Here is a 19,428-nt window from a genome sequence, read left to right as displayed (position 1 = left end):
GTGATTACGCTATGTGATTTGCTTTCTGACTTTCAAATTCTTCTACTTGTTCCTCATCCTTTTGGGTCGGTAAAATCTGGTTCAAGATGACACCGATTAAAGCCGCTAATGCCATACCTTCGATTTGGAAGTCCTCCGAAAGTTTGATGAATGCCCCACCAATTCCAATGACGAGAATCACTGATGCGATCGCAAGGTTTCGATTGTTGCCAAAATCAATTTTACTTTCAACAAGCATTCTTAGACCTGACGAAGCAATGATTCCAAACAGTAGGATTGAAACACCGCCCATTACTGGAGTTGGAATTGACCCAATCAACGCTGTAACCTTACCAATGAAGCCAAATACAATTGCGGCAATTGCTGCACCAAACAAGACATAAACACTGTATACCTTCGTTATCGCTAAAACTCCGATATTTTCTCCATACGTAGTCTTCGGCGGACCACCAATCAACGCGGAGATAATCGTTGCCATTCCATCCCCTAGAATCGAACGATGTAGACCAGGTTCCTTAATATAATCACGGCCGACAACCTTTCCTAATACAAGCTGATGACCAATGTGTTCGGATAAGGTAACAAGGGCAACTGGTACCATAATCAATACTAACTCATACGTTATACTCACATCGTAGTGAACAAACGGGAAGATAAAATTCGGCATTTCAAACCAGTTTGCTTCTTTCACTCCTGTTAAATCAACAATTCCAACCGCTAAGGCAAAAAGATATCCGACAACAATTCCTATTAAAATCGGAACCATTTTCAACAACCCTTTTGCGTAGATGGAGCAAAGAATGGTAACAGCTAAAGTTACAAGGGCAACGGAGAAGTGTAGCAAACTGTATTCCCCAGAAGCATCGTTCATTGCCATATCTATAGCTGTTCCAGAAAGAGATAAACCAATTACAATAATGATTGGCCCTGTTACGATTGGAGGTAACAGCTTCATTATCCATTGATAGCCGACTTTTTTAATTGCAAGAGCAACTGTGCCATAAACCAGACCGGCTAGAAAGGCTCCAATCATTGCTGCCCCTGGGCCACCTCCTGCTTTCGCAGCGATAATCGGGGCTATGAAAGCGAAGGATGAACCTAAGTATGCTGGAACCTGCCATTTGGTAATGATCATAAACGCGATGGTTCCTAATCCACTTGAAATGAGCGCAATCGCAGGATCTAAACCGACTAAAAATGGTACTAAGATGGTTGCACCAAACATTGCAAATAAATGTTGGAGGCTTAGCGTGATAAATTGAAAAGTTGAAGGGACTTCTTTTACGTCCAATAGTGGTTTATTCATGGTGTATTTCTCCTCCTCTTTTTCTAAGGCTATTTTCATAAAGTTTGTTGTTAAGATCCTAAAGCCGATTTTAGCGCAGGATAAGCCATTTTATGCGCAGTTAATTCTTTTCTCTTTATATCTAAATGCAACAAAGTTTGAGAAAAGAGCCTAAAATAAAAACCCTTTTTGTTTTGAGGGCACAAAAAGGGTTCGGACGAGGAGCAATAAACTCCACGAGTTCCCCCTTTTTCAGCCTCACGGGACTGTAATTAAAAGGGTACTATTTAGTTTTCATAGATTGAAACTTTATCTTGTTGATCTACTTCTGTAAGCTGGACAACAATTTTCTCTGTACTAGAAGTAGGTATATTCTTTCCAACAAAATCAGCTCGGATTGGCAACTCGCGATGTCCGCGATCCACTAAAACAGCTAGCTGTATACTTGCTGGACGGCCGATATCAATTAACGCATCCAAAGCCGCTCGGACTGTTCTACCTGTATAAAGGACGTCGTCTACAAGAATAACCTTTTTATTGTCAATTTGAACTGGTATATCGGATCCTTTTACTTGTGGCTCTTGATCCTTCGTTTTAACGGTTAAATCGTCACGGTAAAGCGTGATATCAATTTCACCGACTTGAATTTCTTTTCCTTCAATTTGTTTAATTCTCTCAGCAAGACGTTCTGCTATATAGATTCCACGAGTGCGAATCCCAACAAGGATACAATCATCAATTCCTTTGTTTCGCTCAAGAATTTCATGACTAATCCTTGTTAATGCTCTTCGAATGGCTTGTTCATCTAGTACAATCGCTTTTTCAGTCATGACCCTACTCCTTTTAACAAAAAACCTCTCACCGGTAGATGAGAGGTTTGATTTTGTGCATACTTTGACCACTGTCAAGTGTCACTATATCCGTATCCTTCTCAGTCTCACGGGACTGGTTTAAAGGTCTTATTCAACTAACGTAATCTTAGTCTATTGTTGCATGTTTGTCAATGATTATTTCTTAAGTCATCTAGAAGATTTTCAAAGTACTCTGGTAGAGGCGCTTCAAATTCTATATATTGGCCTGTACGAGGATGCTCAAATCCTAATACACCAGCATGTAGAGCCTGTCCTCCAAGATCAAGTGTTTTTCTTGGACCATATTTCGGATCACCAGCCAATGGATAACCAATATATTTCATATGGACACGAATTTGGTGTGTTCTACCTGTCTCAAGCTTACACTCTACAAATGAAAAATCTTTGAAACGCTCCAACACATTGAAATGTGTTATTGCATTTTTCCCATTATCAACGACCGCCATACTTTGACGATCTTTCTGGTCTCGACCAAGTGGCGCGTCAATCGTTCCGTAATCATGCGGAATTACACCATGAACAATCGCTCTATACTTTCTTGTTACCGTTTTGGCCACTAATTGGTTAACCAAACTTTCATGCGCAACATCATTTTTAGCCACCATTAATAGACCCGAAGTATCTTTATCAATTCGGTGGACAATCCCTGGTCTTAACACACCGTTAATCCCAGATAAGTCCGTACAATGCGCCATAAGCCCATTGACAAGTGTTCCTGTTAAATGACCAGGAGCAGGGTGAACGACCATCCCCTTTGGCTTATTTACCACTAACACATCCGCATCTTCATAGTAAATATCCAAATCCATTTCCTCGGGAATGACGTCAAGTACTTCTGGATCTGGGATCCTTACTTCAATCACATCATTTAAGCTACATTTATAATTGGCCTTAACGTTTTTTCCATTCACAACAATTTGGCCGTCTTTAATCCATTGCTGAATTTGACTACGTGACCAATCTTTATTTGTTGTTGTGAGGGCCTTATCAATTCGATCTCCGGCCAAACTTTCCTCAATTATTATTTGAACTGTTTCCATGTTTGTTACGTTTCGCCTCTCTCTCTTCTCTGATCATCTGAAGCATTATCAATCCGACGCCGATGACAAGAGCAGAGTCGGCGACATTGAAGATAGGAAAATCGTATCCGAAAATATATGTGTTAACAAAATCCACAACTTCTTTTCGGAAAACGCGATCGATAAAATTCCCAATTGCTCCACCTAACATCAGAGCGATAGATAACCCCATTAATTTATTGTTTTTTGCCTCTTTTTCAAGATAAAGGACCAGTGCAACGATTACGATTACTGTAATAATGTAAAAAAACCACATTTTCCCCTGTAAAATTCCCCAAGCAGCACCACGATTTCGATGCGAGGTTAAATACAGGAAATTCTCAATAAGTTGAATGCTTTCTCCCAATTCCATATACTTCACTACTAGCCATTTTGTGAACTGGTCTAAAAGAATGATCAATACAGCAATTATGTAATAAAACACAAAAGTAACCTCCAAATCAAATGGATTACTTTTGCATTTTAGCATAACGCAATCAAAAACGACAGTAATACTTTGCTTTATCTCCTATGAATAGAGCGGCTTGCGGAGGAATGCCTCCATCATTTTCAGGTCTTCTTCTGATCTAGCAGTTGGAACCATCCCTAATAACCCATCAGGTAATAGTTCTCCTGACATTTCACAACGACCGAAATCTCCAGCTTCCATCTTAGCTATTGCTCGTTCTACATCATCAAGCTCCGCTTTGATATAAAGGAGGATTGAACTATGCTTATCTGCTTGTTGTAAGCGCTCAAGCAGCTCCTCCCTGGTGCGACGGAGCTCTTCATAGATAAAATGATATCGCTTCATATATCACTGCCTCCGTTCCTGTTTACAGCTATTATTACCCGTTCTATTCCGTTGACTCGGATAAACTTTTGACAAGCAGAACAAGAATTGTCGGAGAAGGAAAAATTTAAAAATTTTTAAGCTGTATAGTCTAAATAAAAGGCTTAGTTAAAACAAAAATGAGCTTTTTTATTATCATAAGCACTACCACAATAAATGTGATTGGTTATTTTTTCAATATAAAAATACGGAGCTAAAAGATAAGCATAGCTGTGCGTTAATCGGAGGTTGTTTTTATAAAATTCACTGCCCTTTTGTTCAAATGAAATAATCAAGGAACGCTTTTCAAATACTCACGGCTCTTTCTGGTCGCATGGACACTTCATGGTGCACTTTTTCAATACTCACGGCTTTACAGGTTCTCATGAACCCTTCATGGAACACTTTTTTCAAACTCTCACGGCTCTTTTCGTTCTCATGAACAAATTATACACGGAGCACATCTTCAAAAGCCCTTTGCCTTTTAAAAGGAGTCATCCATGTTAGACACTTGAAAGAGCATGTTCTTATAAAATAACCTCAATAAAAAAGTGTCCCCAAAATGAGGACACTTTTCTTATTAATTATTTTCCTGATGTTCTTTTACAACACTAGCACATCTTGGACAAACAGTTGGGAACTCTTCTACTTTTCCTACTTCAGGAGTGACAACCCAACAACGCTCACAAGTTTCTCCTTCAGCTTTTGTAACAACAATCGCTGCCTGTTCAAGCTTCATCGCATTTTCAGGAGCATCGTCATACATTCCTGCAACTTCAAAGTCAGAAACAATGAATAACTGAGCAATATTTTCTTTAATGGAATCAAGCAACTCTTTAGTTTCAGCATTCACATAAAGAGCTGCTTTTGCTGTAAGTGATTTTCCGATTACTTTAGCGTTTCGTGCTTCCTCAAGTGCTTTTAACACTTCATCACGGAGCTTTAGGAAAGCATTCCATTTCGTTTCTAATGATTTAGCGTTTGGAATATCCTTCGCCACTGGTAAATCAGTGAGCTGGACACTTTCTTCTGTTACTGCAGGAATAAAGGACCATACTTCATCCGCTGTATGTGGAAGAATCGGTGCCACAAGCTTGACTAAGCTTAACAAACTTTCATGTAGAACCGTCTGAATTGCACGGCGATCTGGGTGATTTGCAGCTTCGATATAAAGAATATCCTTGGCAAAATCCAAATAGAATGAACTTAGGTCAAGCGTACAGAAGTTGTTAACCGCATGATAAACACCTGCAAACTCATAATTTTCATAAGCTTGATGAGTATTCTCGATAAGCTTATTTAATTTTACAAGCATAAATTGATCGACTTCGCGTAAATCTTCAAACGCAACTGCATCTGTTTCAGGGTTAAAATCAGCAAGGTTTCCTAAAAGGAATCTGAATGTGTTACGGATTTTTCGATAAACTTCAGCTACTTGTTTTAAAATCGGGTCAGATACACGTACATCTGCTTGATAATCAACAGAAGCAACCCATAAACGTAAAATATCTGCTCCTAGTTGATTCATAACCTTTGCCGGAACCACAACGTTACCAAGAGATTTACTCATTTTACGTCCGTCTCCATCTAAAACAAAGCCATGGCTCAAGATGCCTTTATATGGTGCTTTACCCGTTACTGCTACACCTGTTGATAGTGAAGAGTTAAACCAGCCACGATACTGGTCAGAACCTTCAAGATATAAGTCTGCAGGTCTTTCTAAATCATCACGCTCCAACAATACTGCCTGATGGGAGGATCCAGAATCAAACCATACATCCATGATGTCTGTTTCTTTCGTAAATTCTCCGTTTGGACTACCTGGATGCGTAAATCCTTCAGGTAATAGTTCCTTCGCTTCTTTTTCAAACCAAATATTTGAACCATGTTCTCTAAATAGATTTGAAATATGGTCAATCGTCTCATCCGTAATGATTGGCTCCCCATTTTCCGCATAAAAGACTGGAATTGGAACTCCCCATGCACGTTGTCTGGAAATACACCAGTCTCCACGGTCACGAACCATGTTGTAAAGTCTTGTTTCACCCCAAGCAGGGACAAATTTTGTTTCATTGATTGCTTGTAGCAAATCGCCACGGAAGTCTTTAATGGAAGCGAACCACTGCGCTGTTGCTCTGAAAATAACTGGTTTCTTCGTTCTCCAGTCATGCGGGTAGGAGTGAGTCATGAACGTAAGCTTCAGTAATTTCCCTGCTTCCTGTAACTTCTCGGTAATTGGTTTATTTGCTTGATCATAGAATAGCCCTTCAAATCCTTCAGCTTCAGCCGTCATGCAGCCTTTATCGTCAACAGGACTCAACACATCAAGGCCATATTTTTGCCCAACTAAGAAGTCATCTTCCCCGTGACCTGGCGCTGTATGAACACAACCAGTACCAGCATCAGTGGTAACATGTTCCCCTAACATTACAAGTGAATCTCTTCCATATAACGGATGTTCGGCAACAACTCGTTCAATGTCTTTTCCTTGTACTTTTTGAACAACTTCAGGGTTTTCCCAACCAATCTCTTGGCTCACGGTTTCTAATAATGCCTCGGCCACTAAGTACTTTTTATCTTCGACAGCCACGACAACATATGTGAGGTCAGGATGCACGGAGATTCCGAGGTTGGCAGGAATGGTCCAAGGTGTTGTTGTCCAGATGACGATTTCAACATCCTCTGCTAACACACCGTTACCGTTTTTCACCTTAAATCCGACATAAATGGATGGAGACTTTTTATCCTTATATTCAATTTCCGCTTCAGCCAATGCAGATTCACTGGATGGAGACCAATATACCGGCTTTAATCCTTTATAGATATAACCTTTTTTCGCCATTTCTCCAAACACTTTAATCTGCTGAGCTTCGTATGCAGGCTTTAAAGTGATATAAGGATTTTCCCACTCACCACGAACACCTAAACGCTTAAACTGGGTACGTTGGCTATCGATTTGCTCGTATGCGTATTGTTCACAAAGCTTGCGGAACTCAGCAATCGTCATTTCTTTTCGTTTTACGCCTTTATTTGTTAGCGCCTGTTCAATTGGAAGTCCGTGCGTATCCCATCCAGGTACGTATGGAGAAGAGTAACCACTCATGGACTTATAGCGAACAATCATATCTTTAAGAATTTTATTTAAAGCATGACCAATATGAATATCACCATTTGCGTATGGAGGGCCATCATGTAAAATAAAATGCGGTCTTCCCTCAGTACGCTTTTGTACCTTTTCGTAAATATTCATTTCTTCCCATTGTTTCTGCATATCTGGCTCACGCTTTGGCAGGTTTCCACGCATCGGGAAATCTGTTTTTGGCATCAACAGTGTGTCTTTAAAATCCATTTTTTCTTCCTCCTACATTCTTTCAATCATGAACGACAAAAAAACCTTCTCATCCCAAAAAGGGACGAGAAGGTTTCCCGCGGTACCACCCTACTAGACACGCTACAACAGCAGTGTCCACTTAGCATTCTTAACGTGAATGAAGCGCCTACACTTAATGATTCCTAAGAACGTTCAGCTCGGAACTATCGGGTGATTTTCTGATTTTTCTCTCAAACCGGGCTTCCACCATCCCCGATTCGCTAAAAAATTGAGCAATTGAAAAATCGTACTGTCCCTGTCATTGTTTCAGTCATGTATTATACTTTGATAAATTATATGACAAATTAGCTTCTAACGTCAAGCTAGTGAATCTTCTTCTTCTTTCAACGCTGACTTTAGCTCGGTGGAATCTACTTCGTACTCAAGTAAATGATCCCAATCATCGTTATTAAGCATATCAAGCTGTGCTTCAATTAACATCTTAAAGCGATTTCTGAACACTTTTGATTGTTTCTTTAATTCCTCAATTTCCAAAGCAATTTTACGAGCTTTCGATAAAGATTCATTTATAATACGGTCAGCGTTTTTCTCCGCTTCCTTAATAATTAATTTCGCCTCTTTTTGTGCATTACGCTTTACTTCATCTCCGGCCTCTTGAGCAATCACGATTGATTTATTTAAAGTTTCCTCAATGGTTGTAAAATGGCCAAGGCGGGAATTCATATCATTAAGCTTCTCTTCAAGCTCTTTTTTCTCACGGATAATCATTTCGTAATCTTTAATTACTTGGTCAAGGAATTCATTTACTTCGTCCTCATCATAACCCCTGAAACCTTTGCTAAACTCTTTATTGTGTATATCTAACGGCGTTAAAGGCATGACGCCACCTCCTATTTGTATAAACTGATTATGTATAGAGGATATTTCGACAAGAAAACAAAAAATCCTTCTAAATTCTACTATAGCCTTATTTTTGTCTGCCGGCAATAACCCGATATTTATCTTTTTTCGTTTTCCCTTCAATTGTTACAATCTTTGCACGACCCAATCCGCGTACAGATAAAATGTCTCCTTCGCCACACTCAAACGCTGGATTTTCAATTGTTGTCCAATTGACTTTAACAACCCCATGTTGAATATACGTCTGCGACTTCTGTCTCGAAATATTGTACAAAGCTGACATCAATGTGTCTAACCGCAATGAAGATGCTGTGGTTGTCAATTCACGCCAATTAACCTCGGGCTGTATTGCTTGATTTAACGGTATCTCCTTTAAGCTAATGCCAGCTTTTCCAACACTATCTAGCTGGAGGCGGACATAATCAGAAATTTCACTCGCGGCATAAAACTGTACTTGATGACTGTTAATCACAATATCACCAAATTTTCCGCGTTTTAAGCCCAGTGACATCAGACTTCCCAGTACTTGACGATGTTCTATTGAAACAAACTTTTTAGCATAATTCAAATCAAACAAACATAGTTGAAACTCTTCCTCACTCACCTCAAAATAGTCTGGATACAACAAAGCCCTTTGCCGCTCGGCTCCTTCAAATCCGCCAAAGAAAGAACATTTAACATCTTTGTTGCCAATGATGGTTTGAACAATTTGTTGTTCACGTGGATCAAGGAAGTCGGTAAGCTTTGGAGCATATGTTTGCTCTACATAATCTCGCCAACTCAAAACTTGATCAATAAACTCCCGCTCCTCGGGACGAAAATGCTGGTAGATGTTCATTGATTTTAACTCCTTATGAATTGAAAAGCGTAAATAATTGATTAAGATAGCACTTCTAAAAATACACCCAACATTTTTTCTATGCAAAAAAGGGTCTACAATAGACCCTTTTCATTTTAGAACCAATTAAACAGTTGAACTAACCCCGCTGAAGCAAATCGTAAAACTAGGAAAGCAACGATTGGCGAAATATCAATCATACCAAGCGGTGGAATAAACCTTCTGAATGGCTCAAGATATGGTTCACAAATTCGTGCGAGAAATTGTCCAATTGAAGATTCCCTTGCATTCGGGAACCAAGACATAAAGATATAAATAATTAGTGCCCATTGAAATAGGTTAATTAGCTGCAGAATAATTCCAAGTAAAAACTCCATTTAACCCCTACCACCTCGATTCTTGAAAATCTCGTTCTTGCATAAGCTCTGATATGTTTCCTGACACTTCCACGTTATCTGGAGTGCATAAGATAATATTAGCACCAATCTTCTGGATATCGCCACCAATTGCATAGACAGTCCCACTTAAAAAATCAACAATTCTTCTAGCTTGGTCCTGTTCAATCCTTTGGAGATTAACGACAACTGCTCGCCGATTCTTTAAATGATCGGCAATCTCTTGAGCTTCAGCATATACTCTTGGCTCCATTAAAATCACTTTAGAGGCTTTCTGTACACTTTGTAAACTTACAACATTTTGTTTTGGTGCTGGTTGTGGTGTAGACTGTGGTCTAGCTTGTTTCGTTGGTTGTACAGTTTCCTCTTCAATCATTTCCTCTTCCTTATAGTCATAATCATCTTCAAGAAAGAAATAATTTTTTATTTTTGATTTTAAACTCATTTTTTATACCTCCGATTTCTCACCTACCAGTGCAGTGCCAATTCTCACCATGGTAGCCCCTTCTTCAACTGCAATTTGATAATCATTTGACATCCCCATTGAAAGCTCGTTACAAGGTGCATAATCAAGATGTAGTTGTTGGACCTCATGCTGCAATGATTTTAGGTTTTGAAAACAACGGCGTAACAACAATTCATCCTCGGTGTACGGGGCCATTGTCATTAACCCTTCAACCTGAATGTTTTCGAACTGAGCTAAATCTTTTACAAACTCAAGAACATCGCCTGGATTTAATCCATGTTTTGATTCTTCTCCTGAGACATTTACCTGGACAAAACACTTTACTTTTTTCGTTGCTCGTTTATTCACTTCTTTAGCTAGTGACAAACGATCAAGCGAATGCAAATAATCAATTTTATCCATCACGTTTTTGACTTTACGAGTTTGCAATGTTCCTATGTAGTGCCATATAGGCTTGTCCTTAAGATGTTCCCACTTATTAAGTAAACCCTCATCGCGGTTTTCTCCAAGATGGACAATTCCTGCTTCGACAGCCTCTTTCGCTCTTTCAACACTCACATACTTGGTCACTGCAATAATTTTCACTTCGCTTGGTTGTCTTCCTGAAACCTTACAGGCATGTTCAATGTTTGCTTGTATACTACGTAAATTGTCCTCGACTCTCATTTAAGAACGAAGCTCCTCCTTCCAACCAATAAAAGCTAGCATTCGCCCTGTACTTCCGCAATCTCTTCGATGGGAATAAAAATACTCTTGATGACAACTTGTACAATAGTTGGTCTGAAGAATATTTTCTTCAGGGACGCCTGCCCTTATCAGAATTTGTTTATTAAGCTCCTTTAAGTCCAATGAATACTCATTATCGTTAATTTGATTATATGGCTTTTTTTCGACACCTTCTAGTGCTTTTTCAACTAGGTTCTTGACTCTATTATCTACAATATAACATTTTTTGCATATGGAGGGACCAATTATCGCTAAAATTCTTGAAGGATTACTCCCATTTTCTTTAAAAGCAGTAACCACTTCCGCCGCAATGGCCTGAACACTCCCCTTCCAACCAGCATGAGCTATGCCAATTCTTCTAGATTCTTGATCAAGGAAGAAAATCGGCACACAATCTGCAAAACAAAGGGTCAGTAGGATTCCTGCCTCATCTGTAAAAAAACCATCTGTTCTTGAAAATGAACTTTCATACGAAGAAGCCCCTTTTCCTTTATCCGCTTTCGTTACTTTTTCAAGATGAACCTCGTGAGTTTGCTCTGCACCTACCCAACAACTCGTCGGAAATCCCAGCGTTGTCGCTAAAAGTTCCCGATTTTCGCAAACAGACGTAAGTTGGTCTCCTACATGGAAACCAAAATTCAATCCAGAAAACTCCCCCTCGCTTACACCATCCATTTTAGTGGTAAAACCAGCAACTAAATTCGGAAACTCTTCCGCCCAAGAATTGATTGTAAAATATCTTTGATCTTTTATTTTAAATGGCTCCATTTTTCATTCCCCTATGAATTTTATTTAATTACACAGACTAGTAGCTTAAACTTGTCCCTTTAAAATAAATGAGGTGGGGTGATAAAATTAACACCTTAATTTTTAAGCACAAGTAGTTTTTCCTGTGATAATCAAACCCAACCGTTTTTTAAAAAAAGGGTTTTCCATCAGAGGAAAACCTCTGATGGCCTTGTTACCTTTAGTTTAGCTAACGAATACCGTATCTAGCAAATAAAAGCTCATACCTCTTCTTGAACCTCTTTTATTTCACCATAATCCTTATATCGAACAAGGATGACATCTTCCCCGATTTTTAAAATATTTTTCCAAGGTATCACTACTTCGTCTTCTTTTCCAAAAAAACCAAGAACTCTCCCGACTCCTCCGACAACGATTGCCTCAATATTCCCTGTGTCTAGGTTGATTTCAATATCATCAATATTCCCGAGCCTTTTACCATCCGAAATATTCACCACATCTTTTATTTGAAACTCTGAGACTTTTAACATCTATCTTCCTCCCTGCCCTCTCATATTAAAATATATGAGGCAAAGGGGACCGTTCATGACTAGCATTCCACTTTATCCAAATAATCAGGTTCTTTGCAATAGGCTGTTTTCGTAAAGTTTGTTGTTAAAATCCTAAAGCCGATTTAAACGAGAAATAAGCTTTGCTCTGCGTTACTACTTAGTTTGTAAGCTCTTTTCTTCTCTTATAAATGATCTTTGGATGGAATCATAGCTAATTTATTTTTTTATTTCAACAATCTTTGAGAAAAGAGCTTTGCAATAAGAAAACTTGCATCTTGACCAGCGGTTTGACCTTCACACGGACAAAATAAAAAGCCGCCTTTAAGGCAGCTTTTCGCTTTCAAAAACTAATTTCAGTTTTGAATATTCTTATTCATTTGTTTAATGGCAGCCTTCTCAAGCCTTGACACTTGCGCTTGTGAAATGCCGATTTCTTCCGCTACTTCCATTTGTGTTTTCCCTTGGAAGAAACGCTTTCTTAATATTAATTTTTCTCTTTCATTTAAACGACGCATTCCTTCTTTAAGCGCGATTTCTTCAATCCAGTTAATATCTTTATTCTTTTCATCGCTTAGTTGATCCATCACAAAGATTGGATCCCCACCGTCATTGTAAATCGGCTCGAATAAAGAAACTGGATCTTGAATCGCATCCAAAGCAAAGACAATTTCCTCATGAGGGACATCTAACACTTTGGCAATTTCCTCGGCTGTTGGCTCTCGAAGTCTTTCACTCATAAGCTTTTCTCTTACTTGTAAAGCTTTATAAGCAATATCTCTGAGTGATCGCGATACTCGAATCGGATTATTATCTCTGAGATATCTCCTAATTTCCCCAATAATCATCGGAACAGCATAAGTTGAAAACTTAACGTTTTGACTTAAATCGAAATTATCAATAGATTTCATAAGTCCGATACAGCCCACCTGGAATAGATCGTCTACAAATTCTCCACGGTTGTTAAAGCGCTGTATGACACTCAACACTAGCCGTAGGTTTCCATTTACTAGCTTCTCCCTTGCTGTTAACTCACCACTTTGCATCTGTTTGAAAAGCTCTCTCATTTCTTCGTTTTTCAAAACTGGCAATTTTGAAGTATCCACACCGCAAATTTCTACTTTGTTTCGAGTCAATCTTTTTCCCTCCTTACAGGAGCTGCTGTACAAAATTAAGTATCTCCGCAAGAAGGAAAAATATGCACAAGCTAATTGGAACTAATCCACCTAAAAAGGAAATTATCACCTAGAAACCTTTACCAGTATGGACTTTCTTTACCAAAAAAATTTTACACCATTTTATTAAATTCTTTTCGCAACCGTTTGATAATTCGTTTTTCTAATCGAGAGATATAGGATTGGGAAATCCCTAACATATCCGCAACATCTTTCTGTGTCTTTTCCTCACCACTACCAAGTCCAAAGCGAAGCTCCATGATTTGTTTTTCTCGGTCTGAAAGTTGCTCCAAAGCCTTAATTAATAGCTTTTTATCAACATTGGACTCTAAATCTTTTGTGATAATGTCATCATCTGTTCCTAGGACATCCGATAGAAGTAATTCATTTCCATCCCAATCAATATTCAAAGGTTCATCAAATGATACTTCAGAGCGAATCTTGTTATTCCTGCGTAAATACATTAATATTTCATTCTCGATACAACGGGAAGCATATGTAGCGAGCTTAATCTTTTTCTCAGGATTAAACGTATTAACTGCTTTAATAAGACCAATCGTTCCAATTGAAATCAAATCCTCGATGTTGATGCCTGTATTTTCAAACTTCCTTGCAATATAAACAACTAATCTTAAATTTCTTTCAATCAAAATCGAACGTGCAGCTTTGTCTCCATTTGGGAGTTTTTGTAACAATAATTCTTCTTCTTCTTTATTCAAAGGAGGAGGCAGTGCTTCACTACCGCCGATATAATAAATTTCATCTGTTTTAAGTCCTAGTTTGTGCAATAACTTATACCAGTAATAGGATAAGCGCAGCCGTAAACTTTTCATGAATTGTCCTCCTTCTAAAATTGTTTTTTTTGAGTATAGTATTATTAACTTACCAATACACCTTTTTCCTGAGTTGCAATGCCTGCAAGCATTTTAGGATGCACGATACAATCAAAACTGTCATCAGAGGATAACTTTTGTGCGGTGAAACTAACTAACGCTTTATCCACGATAAATGTTTCTTTTTCATTCTCAATTCTTAAATATTCTGGTTTAAAAGCAACAATCAATTGATGCTCTTGTCCAACCACCTTATACGGAATAATACTCATCCTACTTTCGTATTCAGGCGGAAACTGCGCTTCCCCAGTTAACATCCTTTCTGGTTCCTTAGCGACATTTTTGATCTCTTCTGGAAACTCAACCGGCAAGGCATCAATGGATACGATCATGACAGGTTTCTTCGAAATCGGATCATACAGTTGGTTCCCACTATCGACCAACCCTTTCAGTTTTAGCTCGATGTCATTGATACTAATGGATACATCGACAATTTGGTCATATTGAATTTTCGCCATCTCAATTCCTTCCACATTTTTACGCGAAAAATGCCACGCAAGCGGAAATCCTAAAAGGACAAAAAGCCAGCTAATTGGGTCCCCAAAACCTCTAATACTAGCAAGAGCCACTGAAGTTGAAAGATCCATGTCAAATTGGACAAAATAATGGGAACCGATAATGGCCCCTCCCATTAGAAAAGTCATCATATAAAATGTCATTAGGCTTTTAAGAAAAAAGCTTAACCGCTTAAACCCAAAGACTGCTAACACCATTAAAATGGAAAAGCCCAACTTAACCACTGGGTGACCGGTATGTTCAAAAGGGGTAAGTGTTAATAATATTAATATGGTTCCAATGAAGCCCCCTACAAAGACTCTCCAAGGCTTCACCCTTCGCTTTAGTACTAATGCAGTCAAATACAGGAGAAGAGCATCAAAACACAAATTCAAAGCCCATATCACATCTAGATAGACCGTCAACTCCCTACCCTCCTAACCCCCAGACTTCAAACATAACCAGAAAACATTCGCACCATCATAATGAAAGATTTATCCTATCGTCAACACTCGCCTCCATCTTTCTACTTTATGCTTACGACAAAGTATAACGTACATACCTTATTGAAGTGTGTCACTTTCTGTATACAAAACATCGGAAATTTTCACTTATCTATTCGGATTTTGTCACATTATCAAATTGATTTTTTTACCAAAGTAGCTTAAATGATTGAAAGATAGATTTCATCGGGATAGAAGCTAAACTGAGAGGTAGTGTTTACTGCGATTCTGTTATGCTGTGGAAAGCGAAATAATTTGGATCATTTTTGGAGGGAGATTTCGTTAAATATGCCGTTCCTAACTATTAGGGTGACCCTAGTTGTTTTGGGCACGTTAGAACTTCTTGCATGCCTTTTTGCCAAGCTCTGCGTCAAACGAACGGGATTTATGCGTTTGGGACATCCCTTCCTTGCATTCCTATCCTTAGTTGGGCAGCTACCCGTTTATTGGTGACAGTTCTTCTGCTCCAAACCAAGTTTGGGCACCCAGACACCTTATTGGTGACCTTATTCCATTACCCTTACTTTAATTTGGGAGCCTCCCAAATTTATCTTCTCTCGTAAAGGTATTGTCCTTATAGGACAACCCCATAATTAATTCATTGCACACAAAAAGCGCCCTACAAAGTAGGACGCTTCTTGTTAATAATCCAATTATTATCTTCTACGATTTCTGTTACGTAGGAATGTTGGAATATCCAATGTATCTTCCATTTGCTGCTGTTGTTGACCGTGGTTGCCTCTTTGAGGTTCCTGTTGTTGCGGTTCTTCACGCTTGACTTCACGCTTAACTGTATTATTATTGAGTGGTTTTGATTGTCCACCAAATACAGGGCGTGATGGCTTCGCTGGTGCCGATGGAATGTCATTAAACCCTGTTGCGATGACTGTAACAACAATCTCATCTTTAAGGTTGTCATTGATGACAGAACCAAAAATCATGTTAACTTCTTGATCAGAGGCAGTCGCAACAATATCAGCTGCTTCTTGAACTTCATAAAGACTTAAGTTAGAACCGCCTGTAATGTTCATAAGAACACCTTGAGCTCCATCGATAGAAGTCTCTAGCAACGGAGAAGAAATAGCTTTCTTTGCCGCTTCAGCTGCACGGTTTTCTCCAGCTGCAACACCAATCCCCATTAGTGCAGAGCCTTTGTTAGACATAATCGTCTTAACATCAGCAAAGTCTAAGTTGATCAGACCAGGGACTGCAATCAAGTCAGAAATACCTTGCACACCTTGACGTAATACGTTATCCGCTTCACGGAATGCTTCCAACATTGGAGTGCTCTTATCAACGATTTCTAGAAGTCGGTCATTTGGAATCACAATAAGTGTATCAACCGCTTCCTTCATTGCTCCAATTCCGCCACCCGCTTGCGTTGCACGCTTGCGTCCTTCAAATGTAAATGGACGAGTAACGACTCCAACTGTTAAGGCCCCTAGATCTCGAGCAATCTGAGCAATAACAGGAGCTGCACCAGTACCAGTTCCACCACCCATACCAGCTGTTACAAATACCATATCTGCACCTTTAAGTGCTTCTTCAATTTGTTCTTTGCTTTCTTCAGCAGCTTTTTTCCCTACTTCAGGATTAGCGCCTGCACCTAATCCACGGGTTAATTTGCCGCCAATTTGCATTTTAACTTCGGCTTTTGATAGATTTAAGGCTTGTGCGTCTGTATTTACTGCGATAAACTCAACACCCTGCACGCCATGTTCAATCATTCGGTTAACTGCATTATTTCCGCCGCCACCAACACCGATAACTTTTATCGTCGCAAGTGAATCTAAATTTGTATCAAACTCCAACATGACAAATCCTCCTAAATCGTCGAGATTCCGATTCGCAAAAATTTACTCAAAAAAGTAGCCAAGAAATTTCTTTACTCTAGATGGTCCCTTTTCTTCCGGTTGCTTTTGTTTTTCCGGCTTGGTTTTTGGCTGCGGCTGTTTTTGGACTCTATTTTCCTTAAATTCCTGTTCAGCTACTGTAGCTTCTACTTGTCTTCCTTGCAGCTTGGCATTCTTATAGGCAAATTTAATTAGACCGACAGCTGTGGTGAATTGTGGTTCACGCACCCCAATATAATCTGGCACAGCAAGTCTTACACGGCTTTGGAACATATCCTGTGCCAATTCGAGGACTCCTTGCGTATTTGCCATCCCGCCAGTAAGGACAAATCCTCCTGGCAAATCACGAACCTTCATTTTTCGTAGTTCATCTTGAACTAACTCAAAAATTTCTTCAATGCGAGCTTCGATGATATCAGCAACTTCTAATTGATTGAACTGTTGTTGCTGGTCACTGCCAATAATTCCAACAGTAAATACTTCATCTTCTGATGCATGGTCATAAAAAGCATGTCCATGCTTAACTTTAATCTTTTCAGCATCCTCTGTTGAAGTTCTAAGTCCAATAGACAAATCTTTCGTTACATGTTCTCCCCCTACAGGGATGACTGCAGTAGCAGCCAGGTGACCGTCCGTAAACCAACCTAGAGTTGTCGATCCGCCACCCATGTCAATTAGAACAACCCCCATATTTTTCTCATCTTTTGAGAGCGCAAACGATCCCGCTGCCAGTGGTTGAAGAACGATATCTAATACTTCTAATCCGGCACGTTCAACACAACGGAGCGTATTATGTAAAATCGTTTTAGAACCGGTAATGATGGTTCCTTCCATTTCGAGCCGGACCCCAATCATCCCTCGAGGATCACTAATTTCATCTAATCCATCAACGATAAATTGCCTTGGTATGACATCAATGATTTCCCGTTCAGGTGGAATCGAAACCACTTGTGCTGCATCCATAACTCTTGCAACGTCTTCATTTGTGATTTCTCGATTTGGACTAGAAACTGCCACTACACCGTGACAAGGCTGAAGCGTGACATGGTTGCCAGTAACTCCAACAATTACCTGACCAATATCCATTCCTATCATTCTTTCAGCCTGCTCCACTGCTTGTTTAATAGAATGAACGGTTTCATCTATATCAACGATGGAGCCTTTCCTTAGGCCCTCCGATTTTACACTTCCAACACCAATTATATTCAAAGAGTCATTGACCATTTCCCCAATGATTACTTTTACACTGGATGTACCGATGTCAAGACTGACATATATATCATTGCTGTTCATTCTCTGGCACCTCCTTTATTTTCGAACAACAAGCACGATTTCCCTATTAATTACAATTACCTATTCGTCAAAATAAGTTGATTCCCTTTTAAAATATCATTTTTTTTTCTATTTTTCACCACTTGATGTCCATTTCGTCAAGAGAATTCTTCTAATTACGGCGATATTCTGAAATAAACGGACGCCGAAAGCAAAGACTGCTGCTAAATACAAGTCTACACCAAGATGAACACCTAGAAAAGCTAAACTTGCAGCTAATAAGATATTAAAAAAGAAACCTGAAACAAACACTTTTTCATCATATATATTTTGCAATTGCGCTCGAATTCCCCCAAACAATGTATCTAACGCTGCTAAAATGGCGATAGACAAATAGTTTGAGTATTCCGCTGGTATTCTTATATCGGTCAGAAGACCTATAATAACCCCAATAATTAACCCCATTAATGGAAGCCACATTATCCGTCGCCTCCTACGCCATTATCAGCCGGCTCCATATATCTTATCCTGATTGGATCCTTATATCCCGGAATCGTTATGTTTTCTTCAGGATTACTCAACTCAACTTTTAAGGAATCCATATTAAAATCCTCAACAACCGGAGAAATCTCCATTCGCTTAAAAAGACGTTCTGCCTTCTCTTCGTCTTCTGTGATAACTTTGATTACAATCGGCAGACGGTTTAAAGAGTGACCGTCAATCTTGGTTACCGTGCCGATGTCCCGAATAACCGTTGTGCTAATGACTCTCTGCTCATCAATCGAAACATACTTTGCACCGTACATGTTTAATTCATTGAGAAGCCTTTGAAGTAAACTAGGTGAGATATAAGCCATTTGAACTTCACGGCCAATTTCATTTATAATTGGTCGGATTGTTAAAGTAATTCCTGGTCCAGATACATCTGTCATACCTGCTTCGTTTTTTAACTCATTTAGTGTTTCCTTTAACAGTTTGCCCTTGCTCTGTTCTCTTTCATCTTCATATTTTGCTAATGTATCTTCAAAGGTCTGAATTTCTTGAAGCAATTCTGATTCAATTTCCTTTTCACTCATTAAATCATTGCGGAGCTCCCACGTATCACGAGTATCCCTAACGACCGGTTCACTAACAGTCTGAAATTGGATGGCAACCATGAAACCTATGATGGAAGCTGTAATGGTAAAATATACATTCTTTTGGCTACCCATCATTCACACCTTCCCTTATCCTTTACGC

At 39.1% G+C, this 19,428-nt stretch carries 20 protein-coding genes; all 20 read right to left on the bottom strand.

The genetic code is table 11. From position 1 onward, the window contains the following. Positions 1 to 4: 4 nt before the first annotated feature. Positions 5 to 1,306 carry a solute carrier family 23 protein gene (locus M3182_RS15375; RefSeq protein ID WP_251425731.1) on the bottom strand — a complete coding sequence of 434 codons (1,302 nt, stop codon included), beginning with the start codon at positions 1,304 to 1,306 and terminating at the stop codon, positions 5 to 7. A 266-nt stretch (positions 1,307 to 1,572) separates the two neighbouring features. Further along, positions 1,573 to 2,115, bottom strand: a complete 543-nt coding sequence (gene pyrR / locus M3182_RS15370; protein WP_251425729.1) for a bifunctional pyr operon transcriptional regulator/uracil phosphoribosyltransferase PyrR — start codon at positions 2,113 to 2,115, stop codon at positions 1,573 to 1,575. A gap of 170 nt (positions 2,116 to 2,285) precedes the next feature. After that, complete coding sequence (locus M3182_RS15365) at positions 2,286 to 3,197, bottom strand: RluA family pseudouridine synthase (protein ID WP_251425727.1); 912 nt, start codon at positions 3,195 to 3,197, stop codon at positions 2,286 to 2,288. Then, positions 3,172 to 3,660, bottom strand: a complete 489-nt coding sequence (gene lspA / locus M3182_RS15360; RefSeq protein WP_251425724.1) for a signal peptidase II — start codon at positions 3,658 to 3,660, stop codon at positions 3,172 to 3,174. Before lspA ends, M3182_RS15365 begins: the two co-directional genes overlap by 26 nt. A gap of 84 nt (positions 3,661 to 3,744) precedes the next feature. Beyond that, positions 3,745 to 4,029 (bottom strand): hypothetical protein, encoded by a 285-nt coding sequence (locus tag M3182_RS15355; protein WP_251425722.1) that lies wholly within the window; start codon positions 4,027 to 4,029, stop codon positions 3,745 to 3,747. A gap of 598 nt (positions 4,030 to 4,627) precedes the next feature. Beyond that, positions 4,628 to 7,396: an isoleucine--tRNA ligase gene (ileS, locus tag M3182_RS15350; RefSeq protein ID WP_251425720.1), complete on the bottom strand. Its 2,769-nt coding sequence runs from the start codon at positions 7,394 to 7,396 to the stop codon at positions 4,628 to 4,630. Between the two features lie 339 nt (positions 7,397 to 7,735). Beyond that, positions 7,736 to 8,257 (bottom strand): DivIVA domain-containing protein, encoded by a 522-nt coding sequence (locus tag M3182_RS15345; protein ID WP_251425718.1) that lies wholly within the window; start codon positions 8,255 to 8,257, stop codon positions 7,736 to 7,738. Positions 8,258 to 8,345: 88 nt separating this feature from the next. Further along, positions 8,346 to 9,116 (bottom strand): YlmH family RNA-binding protein, encoded by a 771-nt coding sequence (locus M3182_RS15340; protein ID WP_251425716.1) that lies wholly within the window; start codon positions 9,114 to 9,116, stop codon positions 8,346 to 8,348. Positions 9,117 to 9,232: 116 nt separating this feature from the next. Further along, positions 9,233 to 9,493, bottom strand: a complete 261-nt coding sequence (locus tag M3182_RS15335; RefSeq protein WP_251425714.1) for a YggT family protein — start codon at positions 9,491 to 9,493, stop codon at positions 9,233 to 9,235. A gap of 7 nt (positions 9,494 to 9,500) precedes the next feature. Continuing rightward, entirely contained in the window at positions 9,501 to 9,956 is a 456-nt protein-coding gene (locus M3182_RS15330) for a cell division protein SepF (RefSeq protein ID WP_251425712.1), read from the bottom strand. Between the two features lie 3 nt (positions 9,957 to 9,959). After that, positions 9,960 to 10,643: a YggS family pyridoxal phosphate-dependent enzyme gene (locus M3182_RS15325; RefSeq protein ID WP_251425710.1), complete on the bottom strand. Its 684-nt coding sequence runs from the start codon at positions 10,641 to 10,643 to the stop codon at positions 9,960 to 9,962. Continuing rightward, positions 10,644 to 11,471, bottom strand: coding sequence for a peptidoglycan editing factor PgeF (gene pgeF, locus M3182_RS15320; RefSeq protein ID WP_251425708.1), 828 nt, complete (start codon positions 11,469 to 11,471; stop codon positions 10,644 to 10,646). 239 nt (positions 11,472 to 11,710) lie between these two features. Next, complete coding sequence (locus tag M3182_RS15315; protein WP_251425706.1) at positions 11,711 to 11,980, bottom strand: YlmC/YmxH family sporulation protein; 270 nt, start codon at positions 11,978 to 11,980, stop codon at positions 11,711 to 11,713. Positions 11,981 to 12,354: 374 nt separating this feature from the next. After that, entirely contained in the window at positions 12,355 to 13,134 is a 780-nt protein-coding gene (gene sigG, locus M3182_RS15310; protein WP_251425704.1) for an RNA polymerase sporulation sigma factor SigG, read from the bottom strand. Positions 13,135 to 13,286: 152 nt separating this feature from the next. Continuing rightward, positions 13,287 to 14,006 carry an RNA polymerase sporulation sigma factor SigE gene (gene sigE / locus M3182_RS15305; RefSeq protein ID WP_251425702.1) on the bottom strand — a complete coding sequence of 240 codons (720 nt, stop codon included), beginning with the start codon at positions 14,004 to 14,006 and terminating at the stop codon, positions 13,287 to 13,289. Positions 14,007 to 14,050: 44 nt separating this feature from the next. Continuing rightward, positions 14,051 to 14,986: a sigma-E processing peptidase SpoIIGA gene (spoIIGA, locus tag M3182_RS15300; protein ID WP_251425700.1), complete on the bottom strand. Its 936-nt coding sequence runs from the start codon at positions 14,984 to 14,986 to the stop codon at positions 14,051 to 14,053. Positions 14,987 to 15,720: 734 nt separating this feature from the next. Further along, positions 15,721 to 16,878, bottom strand: coding sequence for a cell division protein FtsZ (gene ftsZ / locus M3182_RS15295; protein WP_251425698.1), 1,158 nt, complete (start codon positions 16,876 to 16,878; stop codon positions 15,721 to 15,723). Positions 16,879 to 16,920: 42 nt separating this feature from the next. Beyond that, complete coding sequence (gene ftsA / locus M3182_RS15290; RefSeq protein ID WP_251425696.1) at positions 16,921 to 18,210, bottom strand: cell division protein FtsA; 1,290 nt, start codon at positions 18,208 to 18,210, stop codon at positions 16,921 to 16,923. Positions 18,211 to 18,318: 108 nt separating this feature from the next. After that, on the bottom strand, positions 18,319 to 18,669 hold the full coding sequence (locus M3182_RS15285; protein ID WP_251425694.1) for a small basic family protein: 351 nt from the start codon (positions 18,667 to 18,669) through the stop codon (positions 18,319 to 18,321). Further along, complete coding sequence (locus M3182_RS15280) at positions 18,669 to 19,403, bottom strand: DUF881 domain-containing protein (protein WP_349774412.1); 735 nt, start codon at positions 19,401 to 19,403, stop codon at positions 18,669 to 18,671. The genes M3182_RS15285 and M3182_RS15280 overlap by 1 nt, the downstream gene beginning before the upstream one ends. Between the last annotated feature and the right edge of the window lie 25 nt (positions 19,404 to 19,428).

The organism is Mesobacillus maritimus (assembly GCF_023715205.1).
In the GTDB taxonomy this organism is placed as follows: Bacteria; Bacillota; Bacilli; order Bacillales; family Cytobacillaceae; genus Mesobacillus_B; species Mesobacillus_B maritimus_C.
The sequence above is the reverse complement of the archived record's forward strand: the minus strand, read 5'-3'. Positions and strand labels throughout refer to the sequence as shown.